The 21025-nt window shown below is 64.8% G+C and carries 20 protein-coding genes; 9 read left to right on the forward strand and 11 right to left on the reverse strand.

Features of this window, described 5'->3' with window-relative positions:
• Positions 1–6: 6 nt before the first annotated feature.
• From IWX78_RS15215 to IWX78_RS16395, 3 genes are all read right to left on the reverse strand, one after another.
• On the reverse strand, positions 7–297 hold the full coding sequence (locus tag IWX78_RS15215; RefSeq protein WP_196834485.1) for a DUF3039 domain-containing protein: 291 nt from the start codon (positions 295–297) through the stop codon (positions 7–9).
• 66 nt (positions 298–363) lie between these two features.
• Entirely contained in the window at positions 364–1935 is a 1572-nt protein-coding gene (locus IWX78_RS15220) for a hypothetical protein (RefSeq protein WP_334684777.1), read from the reverse strand.
• Positions 1911–4544, reverse strand: a complete 2634-nt coding sequence (locus tag IWX78_RS16395; RefSeq protein WP_334684778.1) for an ABC transporter ATP-binding protein — start codon at positions 4542–4544, stop codon at positions 1911–1913. Before IWX78_RS16395 ends, IWX78_RS15220 begins: the two co-directional genes overlap by 25 nt.
• Before the next feature lie 257 nt (positions 4545–4801).
• On the opposite strand from IWX78_RS16395, the gene IWX78_RS15230 reads away from it, so the two are divergent.
• From IWX78_RS15230 to IWX78_RS15245, 4 genes are all read left to right on the forward strand, one after another.
• Positions 4802–5494 carry a phosphocholine cytidylyltransferase family protein gene (locus IWX78_RS15230; RefSeq protein WP_196834486.1) on the forward strand — a complete coding sequence of 231 codons (693 nt, stop codon included), beginning with the start codon at positions 4802–4804 and terminating at the stop codon, positions 5492–5494.
• Between the two features lie 71 nt (positions 5495–5565).
• The gene (locus IWX78_RS15235) at positions 5566–6372 is read left to right on the forward strand and encodes an ABC transporter permease (RefSeq protein WP_196834487.1); all 807 of its coding nucleotides are present in this window, start codon (positions 5566–5568) and stop codon (positions 6370–6372) included.
• Positions 6372–7109, forward strand: coding sequence for an ABC transporter ATP-binding protein (locus tag IWX78_RS15240; RefSeq protein ID WP_196834488.1), 738 nt, complete (start codon positions 6372–6374; stop codon positions 7107–7109). The genes IWX78_RS15235 and IWX78_RS15240 overlap by 1 nt, the downstream gene beginning before the upstream one ends.
• 99 nt (positions 7110–7208) lie before the next feature.
• Entirely contained in the window at positions 7209–8045 is an 837-nt protein-coding gene (locus tag IWX78_RS15245) for a hypothetical protein (protein ID WP_196834489.1), read from the forward strand.
• On the opposite strand, the gene IWX78_RS15250 is transcribed toward IWX78_RS15245, so the two are convergent.
• The 7 genes from IWX78_RS15250 to IWX78_RS15280 form a co-directional block, all read right to left on the reverse strand.
• Positions 8042–9397, reverse strand: coding sequence for a CDP-glycerol glycerophosphotransferase family protein (locus IWX78_RS15250; protein WP_334684779.1), 1356 nt, complete (start codon positions 9395–9397; stop codon positions 8042–8044). The two genes, IWX78_RS15245 and IWX78_RS15250, sit on opposite strands and share 4 nt — an antisense overlap.
• Positions 9398–9415: 18 nt before the next feature.
• Complete coding sequence (locus IWX78_RS15255; RefSeq protein WP_334684786.1) at positions 9416–10291, reverse strand: glycosyltransferase family 2 protein; 876 nt, start codon at positions 10289–10291, stop codon at positions 9416–9418.
• A complete protein-coding gene (locus IWX78_RS15260) occupies positions 10284–11099 on the reverse strand; it encodes a CDP-alcohol phosphatidyltransferase family protein (RefSeq protein WP_196834490.1) in 816 nt (271 codons plus the stop codon). The genes IWX78_RS15255 and IWX78_RS15260 overlap by 8 nt, the downstream gene beginning before the upstream one ends.
• Entirely contained in the window at positions 11080–12168 is a 1089-nt protein-coding gene (locus IWX78_RS15265) for a glycosyltransferase family 2 protein (RefSeq protein ID WP_334684780.1), read from the reverse strand. The genes IWX78_RS15260 and IWX78_RS15265 overlap by 20 nt, the downstream gene beginning before the upstream one ends.
• Before the next feature lie 115 nt (positions 12169–12283).
• Entirely contained in the window at positions 12284–13981 is a 1698-nt protein-coding gene (locus tag IWX78_RS15270) for a S1C family serine protease (RefSeq protein WP_334684781.1), read from the reverse strand.
• Between the two features lie 160 nt (positions 13982–14141).
• Positions 14142–14945, reverse strand: coding sequence for a hypothetical protein (locus IWX78_RS15275; RefSeq protein WP_196834491.1), 804 nt, complete (start codon positions 14943–14945; stop codon positions 14142–14144).
• Positions 14924–15499 (reverse strand): hypothetical protein, encoded by a 576-nt coding sequence (locus IWX78_RS15280; protein ID WP_196834492.1) that lies wholly within the window; start codon positions 15497–15499, stop codon positions 14924–14926. Before IWX78_RS15280 ends, IWX78_RS15275 begins: the two co-directional genes overlap by 22 nt.
• Before the next feature lie 267 nt (positions 15500–15766).
• Here IWX78_RS15280 and IWX78_RS15285 point away from each other — a divergent pair, with 267 nt between their 5' ends.
• On the forward strand, positions 15767–16963 hold the full coding sequence (locus IWX78_RS15285; protein WP_196834493.1) for an aminotransferase class I/II-fold pyridoxal phosphate-dependent enzyme: 1197 nt from the start codon (positions 15767–15769) through the stop codon (positions 16961–16963).
• Positions 16964–17007: 44 nt separating this feature from the next.
• Here the strand turns inward: IWX78_RS15285 and IWX78_RS15290 are convergent, their stop codons facing one another.
• Positions 17008–17826 (reverse strand): carbon-nitrogen hydrolase family protein, encoded by an 819-nt coding sequence (locus tag IWX78_RS15290; protein ID WP_196834494.1) that lies wholly within the window; start codon positions 17824–17826, stop codon positions 17008–17010.
• An 88-nt stretch (positions 17827–17914) separates the two neighbouring features.
• Here IWX78_RS15290 and IWX78_RS15295 point away from each other — a divergent pair, with 88 nt between their 5' ends.
• From IWX78_RS15295 to IWX78_RS15310, 4 genes are all read left to right on the forward strand, one after another.
• Positions 17915–18256, forward strand: a complete 342-nt coding sequence (locus IWX78_RS15295) for a DUF7882 family protein (RefSeq protein ID WP_334684782.1) — start codon at positions 17915–17917, stop codon at positions 18254–18256.
• A 381-nt stretch (positions 18257–18637) separates the two neighbouring features.
• The gene (locus IWX78_RS15300; protein ID WP_196834495.1) at positions 18638–19942 is read left to right on the forward strand and encodes a M23 family metallopeptidase; all 1305 of its coding nucleotides are present in this window, start codon (positions 18638–18640) and stop codon (positions 19940–19942) included.
• A gap of 163 nt (positions 19943–20105) precedes the next feature.
• Positions 20106–20486, forward strand: a complete 381-nt coding sequence (locus IWX78_RS15305; protein WP_334684783.1) for a DUF7882 family protein — start codon at positions 20106–20108, stop codon at positions 20484–20486.
• A 149-nt stretch (positions 20487–20635) separates the two neighbouring features.
• On the forward strand, positions 20636–20866 hold the full coding sequence (locus tag IWX78_RS15310) for a hypothetical protein (protein ID WP_196834496.1): 231 nt from the start codon (positions 20636–20638) through the stop codon (positions 20864–20866).
• The last annotated feature ends 159 nt before the right edge of the window (positions 20867–21025 follow it).

Here is a 21025-nt window from a genome sequence, read left to right on the forward strand (position 1 = left end):
AACCCGTTACTCGGACTTCATCTTCTCGTAGATGGCCTTGCAGCTCGGGCAGACCGGGAACTTCTCCGGGTCACGGCCGGGCGTCCACTTCTTGCCGCACAATGCTTTGACCGGCTTGCCGCTCATTGCGGACTCGAGGATCTTGTCCTTCTTCACGTAGTGCGAGAAGCGCTCGTGGTCGCCGGGCTCGACGCCCTCGTTGTTGAGGAGCTCTTCGAGCTCGCGGTCCAGGACCGAAGTTCCACCGGCATCCGAAGGGGAACCGGGATCTGCGATGCTCAGGCGTACGTCAATCATGGGTCGATTCTACCCGCGTCCCTCGCCGACGTGACCCTGTCCCCCGGATTCCGCCGTCTGCTCGGCTCAGTGGCTGAGCGCGAACGCCATGATCTCGGGTGCACGACGGTCGAAGACGCGGCCACCGGCCCAGACTCCGACGATCACGGCGATCAAGCCGGCACCGACGCCGAAGAACAGTGCTGCGAGGTGGTACGACGGGTCCTGCGTGAATCCCAGGAACGCGAAGACGAGCGCAGGAGAGGCGACGACGATCGACCCGAACAGACCGATCGACTGGGCGAGGCCGGCGAGTGTTCCTGATGCCTGCGGCTGCTGGAACGGGCTGTCTCCGGGAAGCGCGGCGGGGTACGGCAGCCGTGCCGAGATGTAGCTCGACAGACCCACTCCGCCGAGGAACAGCGCCGTGGAAACACCGAGCATCGACGGGAGCGCCGACCAATCGCCGTAGAGCAGGATACTGACCATCGAGCCGATGACGACGAGGGGGATGCCGATGAGCAGCACCGGGAACATCCGGCCGAGCCGGTCAGCGTAGCCGCGCACGCCCGAGACGAGGTGCAGCCAGATGGCCGTCGAGTCGAAGGCGAGGTCGTTGTGGAGCGACCAGCCGAGGAAAACGGCCATCACCGGCAACGGGAGCAGCGCGAGCGTCTGCAGCGGAACCCCGATGATGAGGAACGGCAGGATCATGATGACCGGCACGATCGGGATGATGACGATCGACACGAGATAACGCGAGTCCCGTGCCCAGTAGCTCATACTGCGGGCGGCGATGACGGATGCCGGTCGGCCGCGAAGCACGTCGAACCAGCCCATGCCGCCGTAGGTCTTGACGACCTGCTCGCGCTCGGGGGTGACGAGCATGTGTGCGACGAGGCGGTCCCAGCCGAGCCAGAGAAGGGCGACGGTGGCCGCAGCGATCAGGAGCTTCAGCAGCGCTCCCGCGATGTCGCCCAGTGCCGCATCGCCGGGGATCGCCCAGACGGCGCCGAACGGCGTCCAACTGACGACGTCAGCGGCATCGCCGAGAACGATCGCGCCGTCGCGGCTCCAGTCCACGCTCGACAACAGGATGACGGCAGGAGCGATGAGCACGAGCACGAGGGTGCCGATTACTCCGGTCAGCTCCCGCGAACGACGGGTGGCGAGCAGGAGAGACGCGAGTGCTGTCATGACGCGGGCTGCGAGGACGCACGTCGCGACCGCGAGGGCAGCAGAGATGACGGCGAAGATCGCCGGAAGGACCCCGCGTGACCAGGTCGCGACGGTGAATCCGCTCAGGATGAAGATCACCGCGGAGGGAACGCTGACCAGTGCAGCGACCATGAGACCGGTCGACAGTTGTCGCGGCTGGATGCCGAAGAGCGCGAATCGGCGCGGGTCCATGTCGTCGTCGACACCGAACACGAGAGGAAGCAAGACGAAGCCGAGTACGACGAACGACCCGGCGATGACGAGGAGATTTCGTGTCAGCTCATCAGGGGCGAATCGGAGCGCGACAAGACCGCTGCCGATCACGACGATGAGTCCGATGCCCGCGACCGTGCCGAACACGACGCCGAGAATCTGCCACGCACTTCGCCGGAACCCGTTGGCCAGCAGTTGCAGCCTTAGTCCGAGAAGCTGTGCAACCATTCCATTCCTTCTGCGGCCTTGCGACCGCCGGCAAGTTCGACGAACCGGTCTTCGAGCGTGCCTTCGCCGCGAACATCGTCCACGGGTCCTGATGCCAGCACCTGGCCGTTGACGATGATGGCAACGTGGTCGCAGACGCGCTGAATGAGATCCATACCGTGGCTGGAGAGCACGACGGTGCCGCCATGGGCGACGTACTTCTGCAGGATCTCGATCACATTGGCCGCAGAAACCGGGTCGACGGACTCGAACGGCTCGTCGAGGACGAGTAGCCGCGGTGAGTGGATCATCGCCGCGGCGAGTGCGACCTTCTTGGTCATGCCGGCGGAGTAATCCGTGACCAGCCTGTTGAGAGCATCCTCGAGCCCGAATGCCTTCGCGAGGTCCTTCACTCGTGACCGGACGGTAGCGCTGTCGAGGCCGCGCAGCACTCCCGAGTAGTACAGGAGCTGAGCGCCGGTCAGACGGTCGAAGAGACGCAGCCTGTCGGGCAGGACCCCGATCGAGCGTTTCGCGGTATCCGGGTCTGCCCACACGTCGACGCCGTGAACTGAAATGGCGCCGGAGTCCGGTCGCAGCAATCCGGTGACCATCGAAAGCGTGGTGGTCTTCCCTGCGCCGTTCGGCCCGACGATGCCGTAGAACGACCCCTCGTGCACATCGAGATCGATGCCGTCGACGGCCACCGTGTCGCCGAATCGACGGGACAGCCCGGAGATGCGGAGAACGACCGGTGATGTCGAGAGATCGCGATGAACAGTCCCCGCCGTTTCGGCCGTCTCTGCAGCGTTTTCGGCCTTCTCCGCAGCGTCTTCGGCTTCGATCTCGTCGAGGATCTCGTTCACCAGCGCTGCGTCGATCACGTCGTCGTCGGTGACAGGAGCAGGCTCCGCGGCCACCAGCGCAGCGGCAATCACAGCGTGCTGTGCTTCGATCTCGTCGGCACCGAACGCGTCAGCACCGACTTCGTCAGCACCGACTTCGTCGGCACCGATCTCCGCAGCACCGAGGTTGTCAGCGCCGATCTCGTCTGTACCGAGGTCGTCGGCAACGAAGTCGTCGGCATCGATCGTTTCCGGGCTGTCATCGACCGGCACATCGAGAACGGCAGTGGCCTCGGCGACAGCCTCGGACTCCCGTGACCTCTCGTCAGTCTCGACCACGGTCGGTTGTGCATCAATCGCAGAGGCATCCGGCGTCGGCAACGACTCGACGACGGCCTCGGGAGTCGTACCGACGGTCGTGGTGACTGAGGTTTCCGTCGAGGTGCCGAAGTCGACGGCCGGTTCACTGTCGCCGGGCCCTTCGGTGTTCGCCGGTGAGGCGGGCACGAGAGTGAGGAAGGGCCAGCGCTTGCTCCAGACGAAACGCATCGGTTCCTGGTCGTCGAAGATCGACTTCTTTTCGGGCGCCTGGGGCATGGTCTCGAACTTGAGAGCGGCGTCTTCGGGACTGAGTGTGGGCAGCGGCGGGATCTCGCCGTCTGAACCGATGACCGGCTGCGCGATGGTGGGGTCGGGATCGATCGACGGGTTGGAGTCGTCGACGACCGTGTCGATGCGACCGGTCGCGCCTGGGGCGCTGATGGCGATGTCTCCGGAAGTCACCTGGGCGGCGATGGTCAGCGGGCCCCGCTTGACGGGCGTGCGCTTGCCCCTGCCAGGGCCGGTTCCCGTGGAAAGCTGGCCGGGCCTGCGGGGCGCTGGGTTCTTAGAGGGCGCTGGGTCAGTAGAGGACGCCGGGTTCTTCGAGGACGCCGGCGAGCCTTCGACCCCGGTGTCGAGCTCGATCTCGATCTCGATCTCGCGAGGCTGTGACGGCGTGACCTGCTCGTCGCTCCCAGTGATCTCGATCGACTCTGCGTCGCCCGTCGTGGGAGCAGCCGGGATGCCGCTGGCCGGGACATCGGCGTGGTCGGCAACGCTCACGTCGTCGACGACTGCCGGTTTGGCCGGGGCCAAAGCCGCATCGTGCGCCGGTTCGGCGGCGGATGCGGCGGGCTTGCGCTTCGCCGTCGCCGCGGGTTTGCGAGCAGTGGACGACGTCGGGGGCGTGCGGGGCGCTGCGCGCTTCTTCGCCGGTGGCTTCGGCGTGACCGCCTCGGACTCCCCATCCGTCGAGCCTGAGGCCCGCGGGGTGGGCGTCGCGGTCGGTGCGCCGGGTGCCTTCTGGGCTGGTGTCTTCTGGGAGGGTTTTTTTGCCGCGGGCGTGCGGGGCGTCGTGGTCTTCGGAGTGACCCTGGCCGTGGCCGCTTTCGCGGCCGGCTTGCGGACAGGTTTCTCGGGGGCCACCGTTTCCTTCATCACGGTCTCTGAGCCGGCAGACTCGACCGTCGCGGTTTCCGGAGAGTTCGAGTCCTGCTCGGTGGCTGTGTCGGCCGTGGTTTTCGGGGCAGCGACTTGAGGCGCCGCGGGTTTCCGTGCGGCGGGTTTCCGTGCGGCCGGCTTGCGAGCCGCGGCGGCACGAGGCGTCGCACTCGACGTCTTCTGTGACGCTGTCGCTGCGGGTTTCACCGTCGGCGCCGAGGCATCCGACTGCTGCCCGACGGTCGATGCATCCTGCATCTTCTGGTCGGGCGCGTCCTGGGGGGAATCGGGCTCGGGAGTCACTGGTACAACCTACCAAGAGGCCACCGACGATTCGAGGCCGAGTCCGACTTCGACCGTAATCCAACCTGTTAAACCCCCGAGTGCCGTATTACGATACGACAACAAGGTTCTGATTATTGCTGCCCCCAATAGGGGTGCCGCGCTATCGTGGTCGATGGCATAACGGGGTGTCATTTCATCGACTTACAGGTTAATTCCAAGCAAAGGTTGCCATCGCAGGCAGCCGGGGGGCCTGAATCTATCTTGAGGAGAATCTCGTGACGACCCAGGTTGTAATTCTTGCAGCGGGCATGGGCAGCCGGCTCGGCCGCTCGCTTCCGAAGCCGCTCACCGAGTTGAGCGACGGCCGCACCATCATGCAGCAGCAGTTCGACAACATCCACCACGCGTTCGGCAAGAACGTGAAGGTGACGATCGTCGTCGGCTACAAGCTCGAGCACATCATCGAGGCCTTCCCCGATGCATCGTTCGTCTACAACGAGCAGTACGACCAGACCAACACGTCGAAGAGCCTGATGCGCGCACTGAGTGCCTCCCAGCCCGGTGGTGTGCTCTGGATGAACGGTGACGTAGTCTTCGACCCCGCCGTCCTCGACCGTGCCGCCGCCATGATGGCTCGCGACCAGTCGTTCGTCACGGTCAACACCTCGAAGGTCTCCGACGAAGAGGTCAAGTACACGACCTCAGCCGAGGGCTACATCAAGGAACTGTCGAAAACGGTTCGCGGCGGCCTCGGCGAAGCGGTCGGCATCAACTACATCTCGCGCGACGATAAAGCGAACCTGCTTCGCCAGCTCGCCCGCGTCGACGACCAGGACTACTTCGAGCGTGGCCTCGAACTCGCCATCGAACAGGACAGCCTGCTCGTCGAGCCCGTCGACATCTCGGACCTCTACGCGGTCGAGGTCGACTTCGCCGAGGACCTGGAACGAGCGAACCTTTACGTCTAGCACTCACAGACACACTGACCGGCACGCGTCCCTGACCGTGCCGGTCTTTGTTTGCCGATAGGTTTGTGGCTGTGAGTTCACCCGCCGACGTACGACCGCCACAGCGCTCGTACTTCACTCGCTACCGGCACGCGCTCTGGCTCCTGACCAAGAGAGACCTCCGCGTCCGGTACTCGACGAGCGTTCTCGGCTACTTCTGGTCGATCCTCGACCCGCTGGTCATGGCCGGAATTTACTGGTTCGTCTTCGCTGTGGTCTTCGATCGCGGAGGCCGAATCGGCGAGCAACCGTACATCGTCTTCCTGCTGATCGGTCTCCTGCCCTGGATGTGGTTCAACGGCGCTGTCTCCGACAGCACCCGAGCATTCCTTCGCGAAGCAAAGCTCGTGCGATCGACATCGATCCCCCGCACCATCTGGGTCAACCGGCTGGTGCTTTCCAAGGGCATCGAGTTCGTCGCCTCGCTTCCCGTTCTCGCCCTCTTCGCCATCTGGTACGGCGCCCCGCTGAGTTGGGAAGTGGTGTTCTTCCCGCTGGCCATCCTCATCCAGTGCACTCTGACCATCGGTATCGGTCTGCTCGTCGCGCCCCTGGTCGTGTTCTTCCGCGACCTCGAACGCGCCGCCAAGCTCATCCTCCGGTTCCTGTTCTATGCCTCCCCCATCGTCTACGGTCTGCGAGACCTCCCGACCGATGTGCAGCCGTTCGCCGTCTTCAACCCCCTGGCCGGCATCTTCTCGCTCTATCGGGCGGCCTTCTTCCCTGAACAACTCGACTGGTACGCGGTCATCGTCTCCGCCGGGATGTCCCTTCTCTTCCTCGCTATCGGCCTGTGGACCTTCAAACGGTCCGAACGCACCGTACTGAAGGAACTGTGATGCCGGAACCCGTGATCCGAGTCGACAACGTCGGCATCCGATTTCGCCGCAACCGCGGTGGAAGACGCAACTTCAAGGATCTCTTCTCCGGTCGGGGCCGTCGCTCACGACCCGGCGAGTTCTGGGCGTTCCGCAATGTGTCGTTCGACGTCCAGGCCGGCGAGGCCATCGGCGTTGTCGGCAGGAACGGGCAGGGCAAGTCGACGCTCCTGAAACTCGTCGCAGGCGTCGTACTCACCGACGAAGGCGAGGTGAAGGTCAACGGTGGCGTCGCCCCACTGATCGAGATCACCGGGGGTTTCGTCAACGACCTCACCGTCCGAGACAACGTGTACCTCACCGCCGGCCTCCACGGCATGACGCGCGCAGAGATCGCAGCGCGCTTCGACGAGATCATCGACTTCGCTGAGATCGGCGACTTCATCGACACCCCGTACAAGCACCTCTCCAGCGGCATGAAGGTGCGTATCGCGTTCAGCGTCATCTCAATGCTCGAGGAGCCGATCATCCTCGTCGACGAGGTCCTGGCCGTCGGCGACCGAGGTTTCCGGGAGAAGTGCTACCGCCGAATCGAAGAACTCCTCGCCGGCGGTCGCACCCTCTTTTTCGTCTCGCACAACGAGAAGGACCTGCGCCGATTCTGCACGCGCGGCCTGTACCTCGACAAGGGACAGCTCCAGCTCGACGGGCCCATTGCCGATGTCCTTGACCGGTACAACGCCGAATACCACCGCTGAGCTCCTGCCGAAACCCCGGAGGCCGATCCTGCCTCTTCCCAGCACGCAAACCTAGACTTGTGCCTGCACCGCACCACCGATCGTGCCGCAGGGGGACGAATGACCACACAAGATGACCGCGTGAGAATACTGGGTGACGCACCGGTGGCATCCGAACCGGAGAACGGCCCGGCCTGGCTCCGCGCTCTCGACAAAGCGCTCTCGGTTCAGCGCCCGGTCGTCGTCGCCCACATTCGGGCGCTGCGACGTTCACACCCCAACGCCACACCGGCCCAGCTGGTCCGTATTCTCGAACGTCGCTACCTCACGGCGATCACCACCGGCGGCGCCGCGGTCGGTGCCACCGCGATGGTTCCCGGTTTCGGAACGGGCATCACGCTGACGCTCGCCGGGGCGGAAACAGTCGGGTTTCTCGAGACCACCGCCCTGTTCGCGCAGTCGGTCACCGAGGTGCACGGCATCGCCCTTGACGACCCGGTGAGGGCGCGCGCGCTGGTGATGACGCTCATGCTCGGCAAGTCAGGTACCGACCTCGTACGGCAGTTCACCGGGCAGGCCCTGAGCGGAGGCCCGGGCCGCAAGGTGTTCTGGGGCGAGATGGTAGCCAAGCGGGTTCCGCAAGCGATGATGGGTCCGGTCGCCGACGAGCTCAAACGCCGGTTCATGAAGCACTTCGTGCTCAGCCAGGGTTCGTCGCTCATCGGCAAGGCGATGCCATTCGGCATCGGGGCGGCCATCGGTGGAATCGGCAACAATGTGGCTGGTCGCCAGGTCGTCACTGCCGCGCGAACGGCATTCGGCCCCGCACCGGTCTACCTGCCGCTCGAGCTCGAACCCCGTGATCGCCGTGCGCGGCCGACGATGCGGGAGCTCCGCGAACGGCTGCCGCTCCCGCGCCGTCGTCGCTCGAGAGATGCGGACGAGATCCAGCCTTAGCGCAGGTCGTCGTCGTCTTCGCCGGTCTCTTCGGACTGGTCGTGGTCGTCGGGCAGCGATAGTTTCCTCGGAACGGTGCTGATCGAACCGGTCTGCGCGGTGGCCCCGAGCTGGGTCGACTCGTCGTCAGCGTGGACAGCAGCGTAGCGATCCCACTCGTCCATCAGATGCTGGACGGCGCTGTGGAACCGTGCGGTTGCGGCACCAGGTGTCGGATCACCGAAATACCGCCGCACCCAGTAGTCGAGCCGACCGACCGTTTCGGGGTCATGCAGCAGCCGATCGGTATGACCGACGACCTTCGACGACTCGGATGCCTCCAGCCACTCACACGCTGAGAGGTAGCCGGCGGTGTCGACCTGGGCTTCCGGGTCAGCGGGGCGGGTGATCATCAGGGGTTTGCCACTCGCCAAACGGTCGTAGACCATCGCCGAGATATCGACGATGGCGACGTCTGCCGCTGACAGCTGCCAACCGAGGTCCGAGCCGGTGTCGTGGATGTGATGTGCGCCCGGGTCGGACGCGTTGGCGGCCGCGATCATTCCGATGATCTCGCGATTGGCGGCTCCGTAGGCGTGATCGACGACGCCGCTGCGGGGATGCGGGCGATAGATCAATCGGTGCGTGCCGGTTGCGAGCAACGCCCGGACCAGGTCGACACCGTGGCTGGCGATGGAGCCGTAAGCTGCTGCTCGCCTGTCGCCTTCCCAGGTCGGCGCGTACAGCACCACCGTGCGCTCATCCGGTGTGTACGGCAGGATTCCCGTGTAGTGGTCGGCCTGCGGACGACCGATCGGGATCGCGCGCTTGTCGAAGTCGAAATCCCAGAGCACTTTCTGCAGCCGGGCGATCGCGGCATCACCGGCAACGAGACTGTAGTCATAGGCCTTGAACTGGTTCGTCGTCATGTACATCTTGTCGCTCTCACCGTGGTTGATGAAAACGTGCCAGCGCTGGCCGTACCGGAACATCTGGAAGTTCTTCGTATTCTGATTGACATAGAACACGATCCGGATGTCCTGCTCGGCCAGGGTGCGTTCGAGGGCGACGACGGTGCGCACGTAGGCGACGGGAAGCGGTGACTCCTCGAACAGTCGCGTCGCGGCTGTCGCTCCGCGGCTCAGCACGACGACGGGCCAGGTGCGCCCGAGAACTTCGAGCGGCTTGTACCACTGCCGGATCTGGTACATGTTGACCTGGCTGTCAGCGAAGTACACCGCGATCTTGTACTTGCCGGGCTCGAGGGGAGGCAGCTGCGCGAGCCGGTGAGACAGGGCAGCGCGGGCGCGACGGTTGGCGAGAAGGTCGCGGCCAAGTTTCACGGCTTTCCGTGCATCCCTCACAACACCCATGGAATCCAGCCTAACCATCTAGATCACCGGCGGTCGGCCCGCGCGGGTCATCCGCCACACCGTCGACCAGCGAATCGGACGCCGTTCCCCTGCATCGGTGCGCCAGCCCTCGCGCCAGCCGCCGAACCACGGGCGAAGAGCCGCCGGTTGCCGCCACCAGCGCAGCAGGTGAACACCCGTCCACGCTCCGACGTAGAGCGGAATGAAAGGCAACGGCAGATTGCGCCGTGCCAACCACACCCGGTTGCGCGCGTTCAGGCGGTAGTACTCACTGTGCCGGGTCTGGACCACGACCGGATGGTGGGCCTCGAGATCACCGGCATACCAGGCTCTCCTGCCCTGGTCCCACACGCGCCAGGCGAGCTCGATGCCCTCGTGAGCGTAGAAGAAGGGGGCCGCCCAGCCGCCGGTCGCGTCGAAGACGGCGCGAGGAAGAAACACGGCCGCCTCGAGACAGGAGAAGACATTTCCCGGGTCGCTCGCGTCACCCTTCCGAATCCGCGGAATCCAACGACGCGGTGCCGGTTTGCCTGTGGGGTCGGTCAGGCGCGGCTGGACGAGTCCGATCCCGGGGTCCCTGCCGACGAGGGCGATGCAGTCGGCGAGGAATCCGGCATCCGGAATGGAGGCGTCGTCGTCGAGGAAGAAGATGAACTCCCCCGAGACCTTTTTCGCGCCGCTGTTGCGCCCGGCCGGGATACCGACGTTCTCGGGCAGAGCGAGGCCACGGACGCCGTCTGGAAGACCCTCCGGCTGCCAGCCGTTGCCCACGACGACGATGTCGAGTTCGACGTCGCGCTGCTCCTGCATGCTGCGGATGCCGCGGTGCAGGTCATCAGGGCGGGTGCCCTGGGTGAGGATGACGACGCCGACCTGCGGCAGCCCCTCAGGCACGGACACGCTTCGACGACATGATCGCGATGAAGTGGCCGAACAGCGTGACGACGCCGAGTGCGAGGAGCAGAACGAGAACACCGCGCATCGCGGTCAGTTCACCGATGAACAGGCCAACGACCGCAGCCGCGAAGATGACCATGGTGAGTTCGACGGAATGGAAGATCCGGTGGAACGGGAGGAACTTCGCCACCTTGCGCGCCGCAGCGAGAATTCCACCGCTCGGAGCGGATTCCCCCTCGGTGTAAGTGAGCTTCGGGGCACCGTAGTTGGCCCTGGCGACCCTGACCATGTCGTTGAGCGCCTTGTTGAGCACGATCACCAACGCGAGGAGCGCTCCGAGTGTCGTATAGAGGTAATCAGCCGGGGTCTCGAACGGGTAGCCGGCAGCGCGGATGGCCAGAGCGAGCGGGATCAGGGATTCCGTCGAGTAGTGACCGACAGCATCCAGGAACGCTCCAGCAGGCGACGAGGTGCGCCGCCAGCGGGCCACTTCGCCGTCGCTGCAATCGACGAGCATCTGCAGTTGCCCGAGCAGGAGGCCGAGGAGCGCACCCCAGATTCCCGGGATGAGAAGCGCGCCGGCAACCGACCAGCCCGTGAGGATCATCAGGCCGGTGACACCGTTCGCCGAGATGGGCGTGCGGAGGAGCAGCCAGGTCAGGTACGGCGAGATGCCGCGCAGGTAGAGCGACGCCGTCCAGTGCTCGGCATTGCGGCGCCCGCGCACTTCGGGCGGCTGCGCCACCTCGCGCAATTCCGCGATCGAGCGGGGTTTGAGCGGGCGATCAGTCGACGCGTCCGACACTCGTCCCTCCCGTTCGTTCGTTTTTCAACGCTGAGATATTGCTCGCCAGCGACAGGAAGCCGGGCACGAAGCCCACTCCCCAACAGAAATGAATACAGGGCAACACTACGAGAAACCAGAGCTGCGAACGGATGCCGTCCCGCCGCGCGACGATGCCGGCCGCCGCGAGAACCAGCAGCAGGTAGAGGGCGGGGATCAGCCAGCCGAGAAGGAGTACCGTCGGGTTGCCTGTCGCGGCCTGCACCACACCGACGAGCCCGAGGAGCGCACCGAGCCCGACCCCGACCACCATCACCGGCGGAGCGAAGTAACGCAGGGTGTTCGCGGTCGGGAATCGGCGGGTGAGTTCTCCTCGCCACATCCCCGTCGAAAAGAACTGTCGAGCCAGCGCCGAGAAGCTGGGTCGTGGCCGATACGTCACCTTCAGTTCGGGGGTGAACCAGACGATCCCGCCCGCGGACCGGATTCGTCGATTGAGTTCCCAGTCCTGGCCCCGCTTGATGCGTTCGTCGAACATGCCGACGCGTTCGAGCGGTTCACGTCTGAACACGCCGAGGTAGACGGTGTCTGCGGGGCCTTCGGCTCCGCCCACGTGGTGCGGGGTGCCGCCGAGGCCGACCCGGCTGCCGTACGCCCGGGCAACAGCGCGCTCGAACGGAGTCGTTCCCTGCGCATCCATGATTCCGCCGACGTTGTCCGCTCCGGTGCGCTCGATGGCCTCCACGGCGATTCTCGCGTAGTCGGGCGGAAGCACCGAGTGCGCGTCGACGCGGACAACGACGGGGTACCGGGTGGCCTGAATAGCGATGTTGAGGCCGGCGGGCGTCGAACCGACGGGGTTCGACAGAACCCGGATGCGAGGATCCGCGCGCGAGAGTTCGTCAACGAGTTCGTTGGTTCCATCGATCGATGGGCCCACTGCGATCGCGACCTCGAACGGCCCGGCGTAATCCTGGTTCAGCAGACTGTCGACGGCGGCTCGAACATGGGTGACATCGTTGAGCACCGGCATGACATACGAGACCCCGACGAGATCGGCGCGTGCGCCCGTCGATGTGCTCTCGGCCATGGTCTCCACTCGATGAATTCGTCGGTCGAGCCTATCAGTGGGGCCTTCGGCTCGACGCGCTCCTGCAACGCGAAACGCCCGCGAACTGCTGTTCGCGGGCGTTTCGGTGTGCGGGTCAGAGAACGAGTTCGCCGAGGGTGACCTCGACGGTCTTCGTCTTTCCGTCACGGACATACGTGACCTCTGCCGTTGCATCTGCGGCCAGGGCACGAACCTGTGCCGTGAGATCGGTCGCGTTGGTGATCGGCTTGCCGTCGAGGTTGGTGACGATGTCACCGGCGGCGAGACCTGCTTCGGCTGCGGCTCCGCCTGAGCTGACGTCGCTGATGAGCGCTCCGACGACCGGGCTGTCTGCCGAACTCGCGGCATCCCCGACGCTGGCGCCGAGCAGGCCGTGTGAGGCTTCACCGTTCGCGATGATCTCGTCGGAGACGCGCTTCGCGATGTTTGCGGTGATGGCGAACCCGACACCGATGCTTCCGCTCTGGCTGGAGGTCTCGGTGCTGCCCGCACTCGCGATCGCGACGTTGACACCGATGAGCTTGCCATCGCTGTCGACGAGCGCCCCGCCGGAGTTGCCGGGGTTGATCGAGGCATCCGTCTGGATCACCGAGAGCGAGATGACCGACTGGGTCTGCGGCTGGGCGTCGGGCTCCTGGCCCGGGATGTTGAATCCCCAGACGTCGTAGGGGCTGTCGGTGCCGTCGTCCTCGGTGGAGTCTTCTGGCACAGCCGACGAGGCGACCGTGATGCTGCGGTTCAGGGCGCTGACGATGCCGTCGGTGACGGTGCCGGCGAGGCCCAGGGGTGCGCCGATGGCGACGGCGGCGTCCCCCACGTTGAGGTCGTCGGAGTCAGCGAACTCCATCGGGGTCATCCCGCTGGCATCCTCGAGCTTGATCACGGCGAGGTCGTAGACAGGATCGGTGCCGACGATGGTGGCGGTGTAGAGCTTGCCGTCGTTGTCGGTGACCTGGATCTGCGGGTCGGCGAGCTTGCCGTCGAGGGTGACGACGTGGTTGTTGGTGAGGACGTAACCGTCTTCACTGAGAACTATGCCGGATCCGCTTCCCCCTGAGTCGGTGCTCTGCACCGCGAGGGTCACGACGCTCGGGGACGCCGTCGCTGCGATAGCGGTCGCCCGCGTCACATCCGAGGTGTCGTTGATCGTGACGTTCTGCGAGCCGGTGGCGCCGGAGCTGACCGTCGAGCCCTGGTTCTCCATCAGAAGTGCAGCAGTGCCTGCTCCGGTCGCTCCACCGACGAGCGCGCCGATGGCGAGACCTGCGACGAGCAATCCGACGCTCGAGCGGCGTTTGGTCGTCTTCGGCGCGGGCGCTCCTGCCTGAGCACCAGCGAAAGCCTGGCCGTGCTGGTCTGTCGGGAAGTGCTGGCCGGCGAACTGGTGCTGGCCGGCGGCCGGTGGCAGCACCTCGGTCGGGTACCCCGTCGGGTTCGTCGGGTACGCAGCGGTCTGGTGAGCCGGCGCGTGGCTTTGTGCATCGCTGTTCTGAGCACCGACGCCGAACGCGGCACCGGGTGCCTGCGGGTACGCATCGGTCGGGGCAGCCTGTAACGGCTGCTGCTCGGCTGCCTGCGGGAAGTAGGTAGGTGCCGGTGGAATGTACTCGTCGTTGTCGGCTACGGGATGCTGGCTGGAAGCCGCGTCGGGTGTCGAGGCTGCGGCGGTCGAGTCGCCCGCGGCGGGATCGCCAGTGGCCGGCGTCTCGCTGGGGGTGGAGACGGCATCCGCTTCAGGGCGGAGCCCCTCGGGCTCACGGGCGTCGTTCGAATCCTGCGGGTGATCGTTCATGTCTTGCTCCTTCCAAGCACAGACAGCTTCCACCGCCAAGCTGGGCGTTCCATAAGCGCACACTGTGAGCGCTCTATGGTCCTGCCGAGACATTGCCAGCGTCTCGTCGTCGCCTGTCTGGTCGCGGCCGAGGAGCTGAAGTCCAGCCTAGAAGCTGGGATCAGCAGCCGGGACCATCCGGGTTCCGGTTGCACTCGTGCTCGACCAGAACGGTCTTCGCATCTCCGGCGAGCGCCGCCACGATGGTTGCCGGTCCTGGCAGTGTCCCGGCGATGCTCCGCCAGGGGAGGGAAGCGACGCGAAACTCGACGGTGTACGAGACCGTCACGGAGATTCGGTACACGCCCCTGTCGTCATAGACGTGGCTTGTCGGGGTGGGTGAGAACTCAGGAAGGCCGAGCGAAGCCCAGGTGGCGCCCGGCACCGTCGACCTCGACGATGTGCCGTCGCCCCATGACCAGGCGTAACTCGAAGGGGTGAACCGAACAGCGAGCGGGTAGCTGAAGAGACTGCCGGAGACGACATGGGTCTGCGTGCGTGCGATGAAATTGGCGGGGAGGCCGATCAGCATCCACCCGTCGGGTTCCATGCTGAGGGTGGGCGCGACCGGTCGGAAGCTCGCCAGATCACTGAGCGTGATCGCCTCGACCGCGCAGAGCGGGCCGGTTGCGCACTCGAAGTCACGGCTCGGAACCGATGGTCCCGCCTCTCCCCCGTTGCCGCCGTTGGAGTTGTCTCGGCCGCCACCCCCACCGTTGCCGCCGTTGCCTCCGCCGCCGTCGGTTTCTCCATCACCGCGGATGATGGCCTCGCCGCCGTCGATGGCCGAGTCGGTGCAGAAGCCGTAGACCTTGTCTTGGACATCACAATCAGATGCGGCCTCGGCCACCCCGCCTGATGCAGTGAAGCCACAACTTATCGCCACCGCTGCGGCGGCCATTACTAACAAATGTTTGGCGACCACGAATTCACCTTTGAGACTACGAGCGGAGTTCCGGCGTCTTGAGACTCTCGGAATCGAACATTGAGACCTACCAGCTGCGGCCAGTCGTCTGGCGTGACGTCACTATCGCTAGAATCAAGAATTCGTACAGCGGAGAGGTCGCGGCAGAGGTTTAAGGAGATTTCAATCCCGTCTGCCGACGACTCAAAAGAGGCGACTTCGATGATCTCGAAGGAAGACGATCCATCCGTATGCCAGCCATTTTCGTCGATCATTCCTGGTTCGGCCAGCTCTTCAAGATGTTCAGGTGTGGTCAGCTCGCCCAGGGCGCTCATATCTCCGCCCCCGGTTGCTAGTGCCTCGTCGAATGCAGCGTTGTACTGCTGGTACACATCGGTGGCCGCCGCCAGCGCTTCCTCCTCGGATGCGAAGATCGAAGTGTCCGTCGGCGTCGGTGTCGGCGGAGTTGTGGTTGCACATCCGCTGAGGACGAGAGCGACCAGAACGCAACCGAGTGGGACCGCGAGCGCTTGCCGCAGCATCCGTCTGGTGTTTCCCGACCCGTCATTGGCCATGGCGACAGGGTAGAACAGACCTCTCGGTTTCGGGAGACTTATCCACAATCGGCAAGAGAGCCGCTGCCCGTGCTGCACTTTTGTGCTCGTGCTGCACTTTTGTGCTCATGCTGTAGTTCCATGCGCGCCGATTCCGTCGATGCTGCACTTTCTTGTCGATGCTGCAGTTGCAACTGCAGCATCGACAAGAAAGTGCAGCATGGGTGACGACACAGGGCGGCAAGCGCATGCAGCTAGCCTTGAACTCCGGAACAAGGGAGATACGGCATGGCAGAGCACGGTGCCTGGCAACGAGCAGCAGCGGGCGCGGGCCTGCTTCAGCCGGACGGTTCGATTGCAGCGACGATCTTTGCCGAGATGAGCGCGCTCGCCGTGACGACCGGCGCCATCAACCTCGGCCAGGGGTTCCCCGATGAGGATGGTCCAGACGAGGTTCTCGACGCCGCTCGCAAAGCCATCGCGGACGGGGCGAACCAGTATCCGCCTGGCCGCGGCATCCCCGACCTGCGCCTGGCCATCGCCGAACACCAGCAACGTTTCTACGGCATTGCGCTTGACCCCGACAGTCAGGTGCTGGTCACAGCCGGTGCGACCGAAGGCCTCGCCGCAGCGATCCTCGGCCTGACCGAGCGCGGCGACGAAGTCCTGACCTTCGAGCCGTTCTACGACGCCTATGGCGGGCTGATCGGCCTCGCCGGCGCCGAACACACCACCGTGCCCCTCCGCTGGCCGGACTTTCAACCTGATCCTGGAGACCTGCGCCGCGCCGTGACCGACCGCACGCGCCTCATTTTGGTCAACAACCCACACAACCCGACTGGTGCCGTCTTCGACCGCAGCACCCTCGAACTCATCGTCGAGCTCGCCATCCGCCACGACGCGATCATCGTGACCGACGAGGTGTACGAGCACCTCACCTATGGAACACAGCACGTTCCTGTCGCCTCACTGCCGGGCGCCTCCGACCGCACGATCACCCTGTCCTCCGGCGGCAAGACGTTCAACACCACCGGGTGGAAAATCGGCTGGGCAACCGGGCCGGCGAACCTGATCACAGCGATCACGACGGTCAAACAGTTCCTCACCTACGTGAACGGTGCCCCTTTCCAGCCCGCAATGGCGACCGGACTGCGACTGCCTGACGCGTTCTTCACCACGATCGCCGACGATCTCGCCGCGAAGCGCGACATCCTCGCCGGAGGGTTGCGACAAGCCGGATTCGACCTCTCGCTCCCCCAGGCGTCGTACTTCATCGTCGCGGACGCATCCGCCCTCGGAGTGACGGATGCCGTCGACTTCTGCCGCCGGCTTCCTCACCGCGCGGGTGTGGTCGCTGTTCCGATCACCGCATTCGTGCACGAGAGCCACCGTTCCGAGTACCAATCGCTGGTGCGGTTCGCGTTCTGCAAAAAGACGTCGGTGCTCGAAGAAGCCGCTGCCAGGCTCGCGGTGCTCAGCGCCTGACCGTCACCCGCAGCGGGTCACCGCAGCGGGTCAGTCGCATCGGGTCAGTCGGAGCGGGGTACAACGCTGAAGCGTCTGGCCCGCAGCGCCGGGTTGACAGCGCGGACCTGCGCGATCGTCGCGGCTGACGCGAAGCCGACAGCGACATCCGTCTCGGTTCCGACGCCGGCGATCGGCACTCCAGACGGGTCGACGACCATGCTGTTGCCCACACCGATCGGGGGAACGTGGTCGGCTGCAGCCAGGTACACCGTGTTCTCGATGGCCCGTGCGGCCACGAGCGTGCGCCAGTGGTGTTCCTTGAGCGGCCCGCGCACCCACTCGGCGGGAACGAGCACGACATCCGCTCCTGCGTCGACGATCCTGCGGGTGACTTCAGGAAAACGGATGTCGTAACAGGTCTGGATGCCGAACCGCAGCCCACCCGCGTCGAAGAGTTCGGGCTCGTCGAGATCGCCAGGCACGACCCAGTCGCTCTCGCTCTGCCCGAACGCGTCGTAGAGGTGCTGCTTCCGGTACCGAGCAACGAGTTCCGCCTGAGGCGAGAGCGCGACGATCGTGTTCGCGAACCGAGCCGGGTCCGTCGTCGTCTCGACCAGCCCGGCAACAACGTGGATGCCGAGTTCCTGCGCCAGACCGGCGAGGGACCCTACGAAGATCCCGTCGATCGGCTCGGCATGGGCGACGAGCTCCTCACTCAGCGGATTGCTGAAATAGCTCGAGTACTCAGGGAAGACGACAACGGATGCTCCGCGCTCCACCGCGCGCTCCGCCAGAACGCGCATGGCGAAGAGGTTCGCCTCCGTGTCGGCCTCTGGAGCGAACTGGGCAACAGCGATACCGACGGGCTCATGTTCGGTCATGCACTCAGCTTAGGCAGGTGTTGGGGGATGCGGCGGATAGACCGATCCGGATTGCCGTCCAGATCTGTCATGTGACGACGGCTTTTTCGTGCACAATGAGTACATGGGATTCCTGGTCTACGGCGACGGCACCGAATATGAAATCGATGACCGGGCACTTGCGCACCTCAAGATCGTCATCGGCTCGAAGCTCCGGCGGCAGGAGGGCTTCTTCGTCAGCTGGGAGCACACTCCCGAGGAGGGCTCCGGCCGTGTGTCTGTCTGGGTTTCACCGTCGGTGCCTATCCAGTTCCGCTTCGTCGGCGGCAAAGCGCCCGAGCTCAATCGTCAGTGGCTCGAGGTCCTCGCCGACTCATCGTTCGGCCCCCGCGGTCTCCACCTCATCAGCGAGGCCGAGGCCAACAAACAGGTCGCCACGCGCAAACCGTAAGTTTCATGAGGCGATCGCATGCCTTGGAAGAACCTGTGCGTTTCGCGCGCCGGCGACGGATGCCACTTCGCTGCAATTCATGAGCATTTCTACACGTTGTTGCAGATCCTCCGCATCCGCATGCCAATGTGAGCGTGATACTCGTGGAAAAGATCACATTGTGCGTCCGGCGCCGTTACCGTTTTGTTAACTTAGGTCGCTTAAGGGATGAAATTCTCTGTCACTTCGCGTAAGGTTGGGGAAATCCAACCGCTTGAACCTGAGCGACCGGACAGTGCGTGAGTGCCTCCCACTCGTCTTCTCACGCGGTTTCCCGATACATGTTGCAAGACGAGGCAGCACCTTTTTTGTGTGCCGCCAGTGAGGTCCCCGGAGAATACTTTGGCGAATGATGGTGCCCCCCAGTCGCGAGACGGTCAGCTGACCCGACGAGACCGGCAGCGAACCATCCGCGAAGAGACCCGCGAGACCACCGAACTTCCCAGCCGTCGCAGCCTGCGCCAGCGCGCCGCTGAATCGGTCGTGGACGACGCTCCTGTCGCCGCTGAGCCGACGCCCCTTCGTCGCCGTCGTGATGCGCGTGCGGCCATTCAGGCCGAACGCCCGACCACCCCGGAGGATGTTTCCGTCGTCGAAGAGACGATCACGCTGTCGCCCGTTTGGGCCGACCAGGACGTGGACGGTTCTGCTGCTTTCGATCTCACCGAACTCGTTCCTCGGAACGATGCGGACTTCACCGAGATGCCGGTCCCTGCGACTGCACCCGAGCCGACTCCGATCGCCGAAGATTCCGTCGACGCGTTCGTTCCGCTCGAGGCGCATCACTCCTCGATCGCTGCGGCATTCATTGCACCCCCGACTGCACCCCACCGGCCCCTGTCGATCAACCTGCCGGTCGACGACGCCGCCCCGGTCCGCGCTCGCGACACCGACAACCAGGGAGTCCCCCGCACCGGGCGTCGACGTTCCTTCCGGTCACCGGCAATCGTCGCCCTCGCTATCCCAGCTCTGCTGGGAACGGTGGCGCTTCCCGCCTACGCGTTCTCACCCGGCTCCGGCACAGCCGCCATCGCCGACGCGAACGCGGCTCTCACAACAGATGCACCTGCGACACAGTCGCTGACGGTGAGCGACGACGTGACGCTCTCTGAGATGGCTCGCGACAGCTACTCGGCCACGAGCGAGGCCGAGCTCGAAGCGAGCTACGCGTCGTCCAGCTACATCTACGACAGCGCCGCTGCCCTCGCCGCCTACCTGGCCCCGTCGTCCACCGGCTGGTGGCGTCCCCTGCCGGGCGAGATCACGTCGAAGTACGGCCCCCGCGGCCTGATCTGCAACGGCGCAGGCTGCTCCAGCTCGTTCCACGAGGGCATGGACTTCGGCGGCGCATGCGGAACGCCGATCAAGGCAGCCGCTGCGGGTACGGTGTCATTCACCGGCAACGCCGGCGCGTTCGGCAACCGGGTCATCATCGACCACGGCGACGGACTTCAGACCATTTACGGTCACCTTCTCGGCGGTTCGTACAAGGTGGCTGTCGGTGACGTCGTCGAGGGTGGCATGGTCATTGCCGAGGTCGGCGCGACCGGCGTGGTCAGCGGATGCCACCTCGACCTCAAGGTCGCCATCGACGGCGAACACACCAACCCCGCACCGTTCCTGCGCGAGCACGGCGTCGTCGTCTGATTTCCGGCCTCTCGGGGCCTTCTCGATGCCCGTACGGCGAAATTTGCTTGCCATTCAGCGCCAGACCCGCCAAAATCGGCACTAACCCGTCGGCAACGGCGGGCAGGTCATACGACACCGCCGCGCGGGTCGTTGACGGGGGCATCGGATGAAGCGAGTGACGATGGGTACCTTGACGTACGACGGCGTGATCGTCGAGTTCGACGATCGGCTCCTCGCGCATCTCCAGATCGTGATCGTCCAGAAGCTCCGCTGCGGTGAGAGCTTCCTCCTCTCCTGGAAGGATGCCGTCAGCATCGGCAACGGGCGGAGCTCGGTGTGGCTGCATCCGTCGATCCCTCTCTACTTCAAGTTCTGGGGCAGCAGGCCGCCTACCATCAACCGCCAGTGGATCGCCGAACTCACCGCATCGGCCAACAGCTCCCACGGCCTGGTCGTCTTCGGAGAGGACGGCTCACACCAGCCGACAGCAGGCCGAGGCACCGAGCCAACCGCGCCACACACACCTGCGGCTCCTGCAGATTCACCGCCCCCCGAGCACTGACGTGGCCAGGACAGCGGCGTGCTACCTGTGAAGTCAAGCCCTTATTGAGCGGTCGGGACGTACGGTTTACTGTAAGTGACCATTCACTGAGTTCTCGTTGATCACGACGGGTTTAGCGTCGTGGCTGGTCATGATCCGCGGGAGATTCCATGACCATTGAGGCTGTTCGGCCATCTGCCAGCGTCCAGAAACAACTCTCTGTCGTATGGGTTCCCGTCGCCGCCGGACTCTGGGCCGGCAGCACCGACGGCAACTTCGTCGGGCTGATCGAGAAGGTCGCCGATTCCGGTTTCACCGCCAGGGACGGACGCAGCGCCAACCTCGGATTGTTCGGAAACCTCACGGACGCGAAGCGTGCCGTTGAGCGGCAGTTGCGCTGATCCACGAACACCTCGCAACGCGACAACCGGCCAATAGCCCACAAGAAAAACACGAACGGATTTTTGGAGTGGTCCCCGAAAGTTGGACACGATAATTGAACCCTAGGCGATGGCGGTTGTTTGGGTGCGGTATTCGTCCGGGCTGAGGTAGCCGAGCCG

Source organism: Mycetocola sp. CAN_C7 (assembly GCF_015752285.1).
Classification (GTDB): Bacteria; Actinomycetota; Actinomycetes; order Actinomycetales; family Microbacteriaceae; genus Mycetocola_A.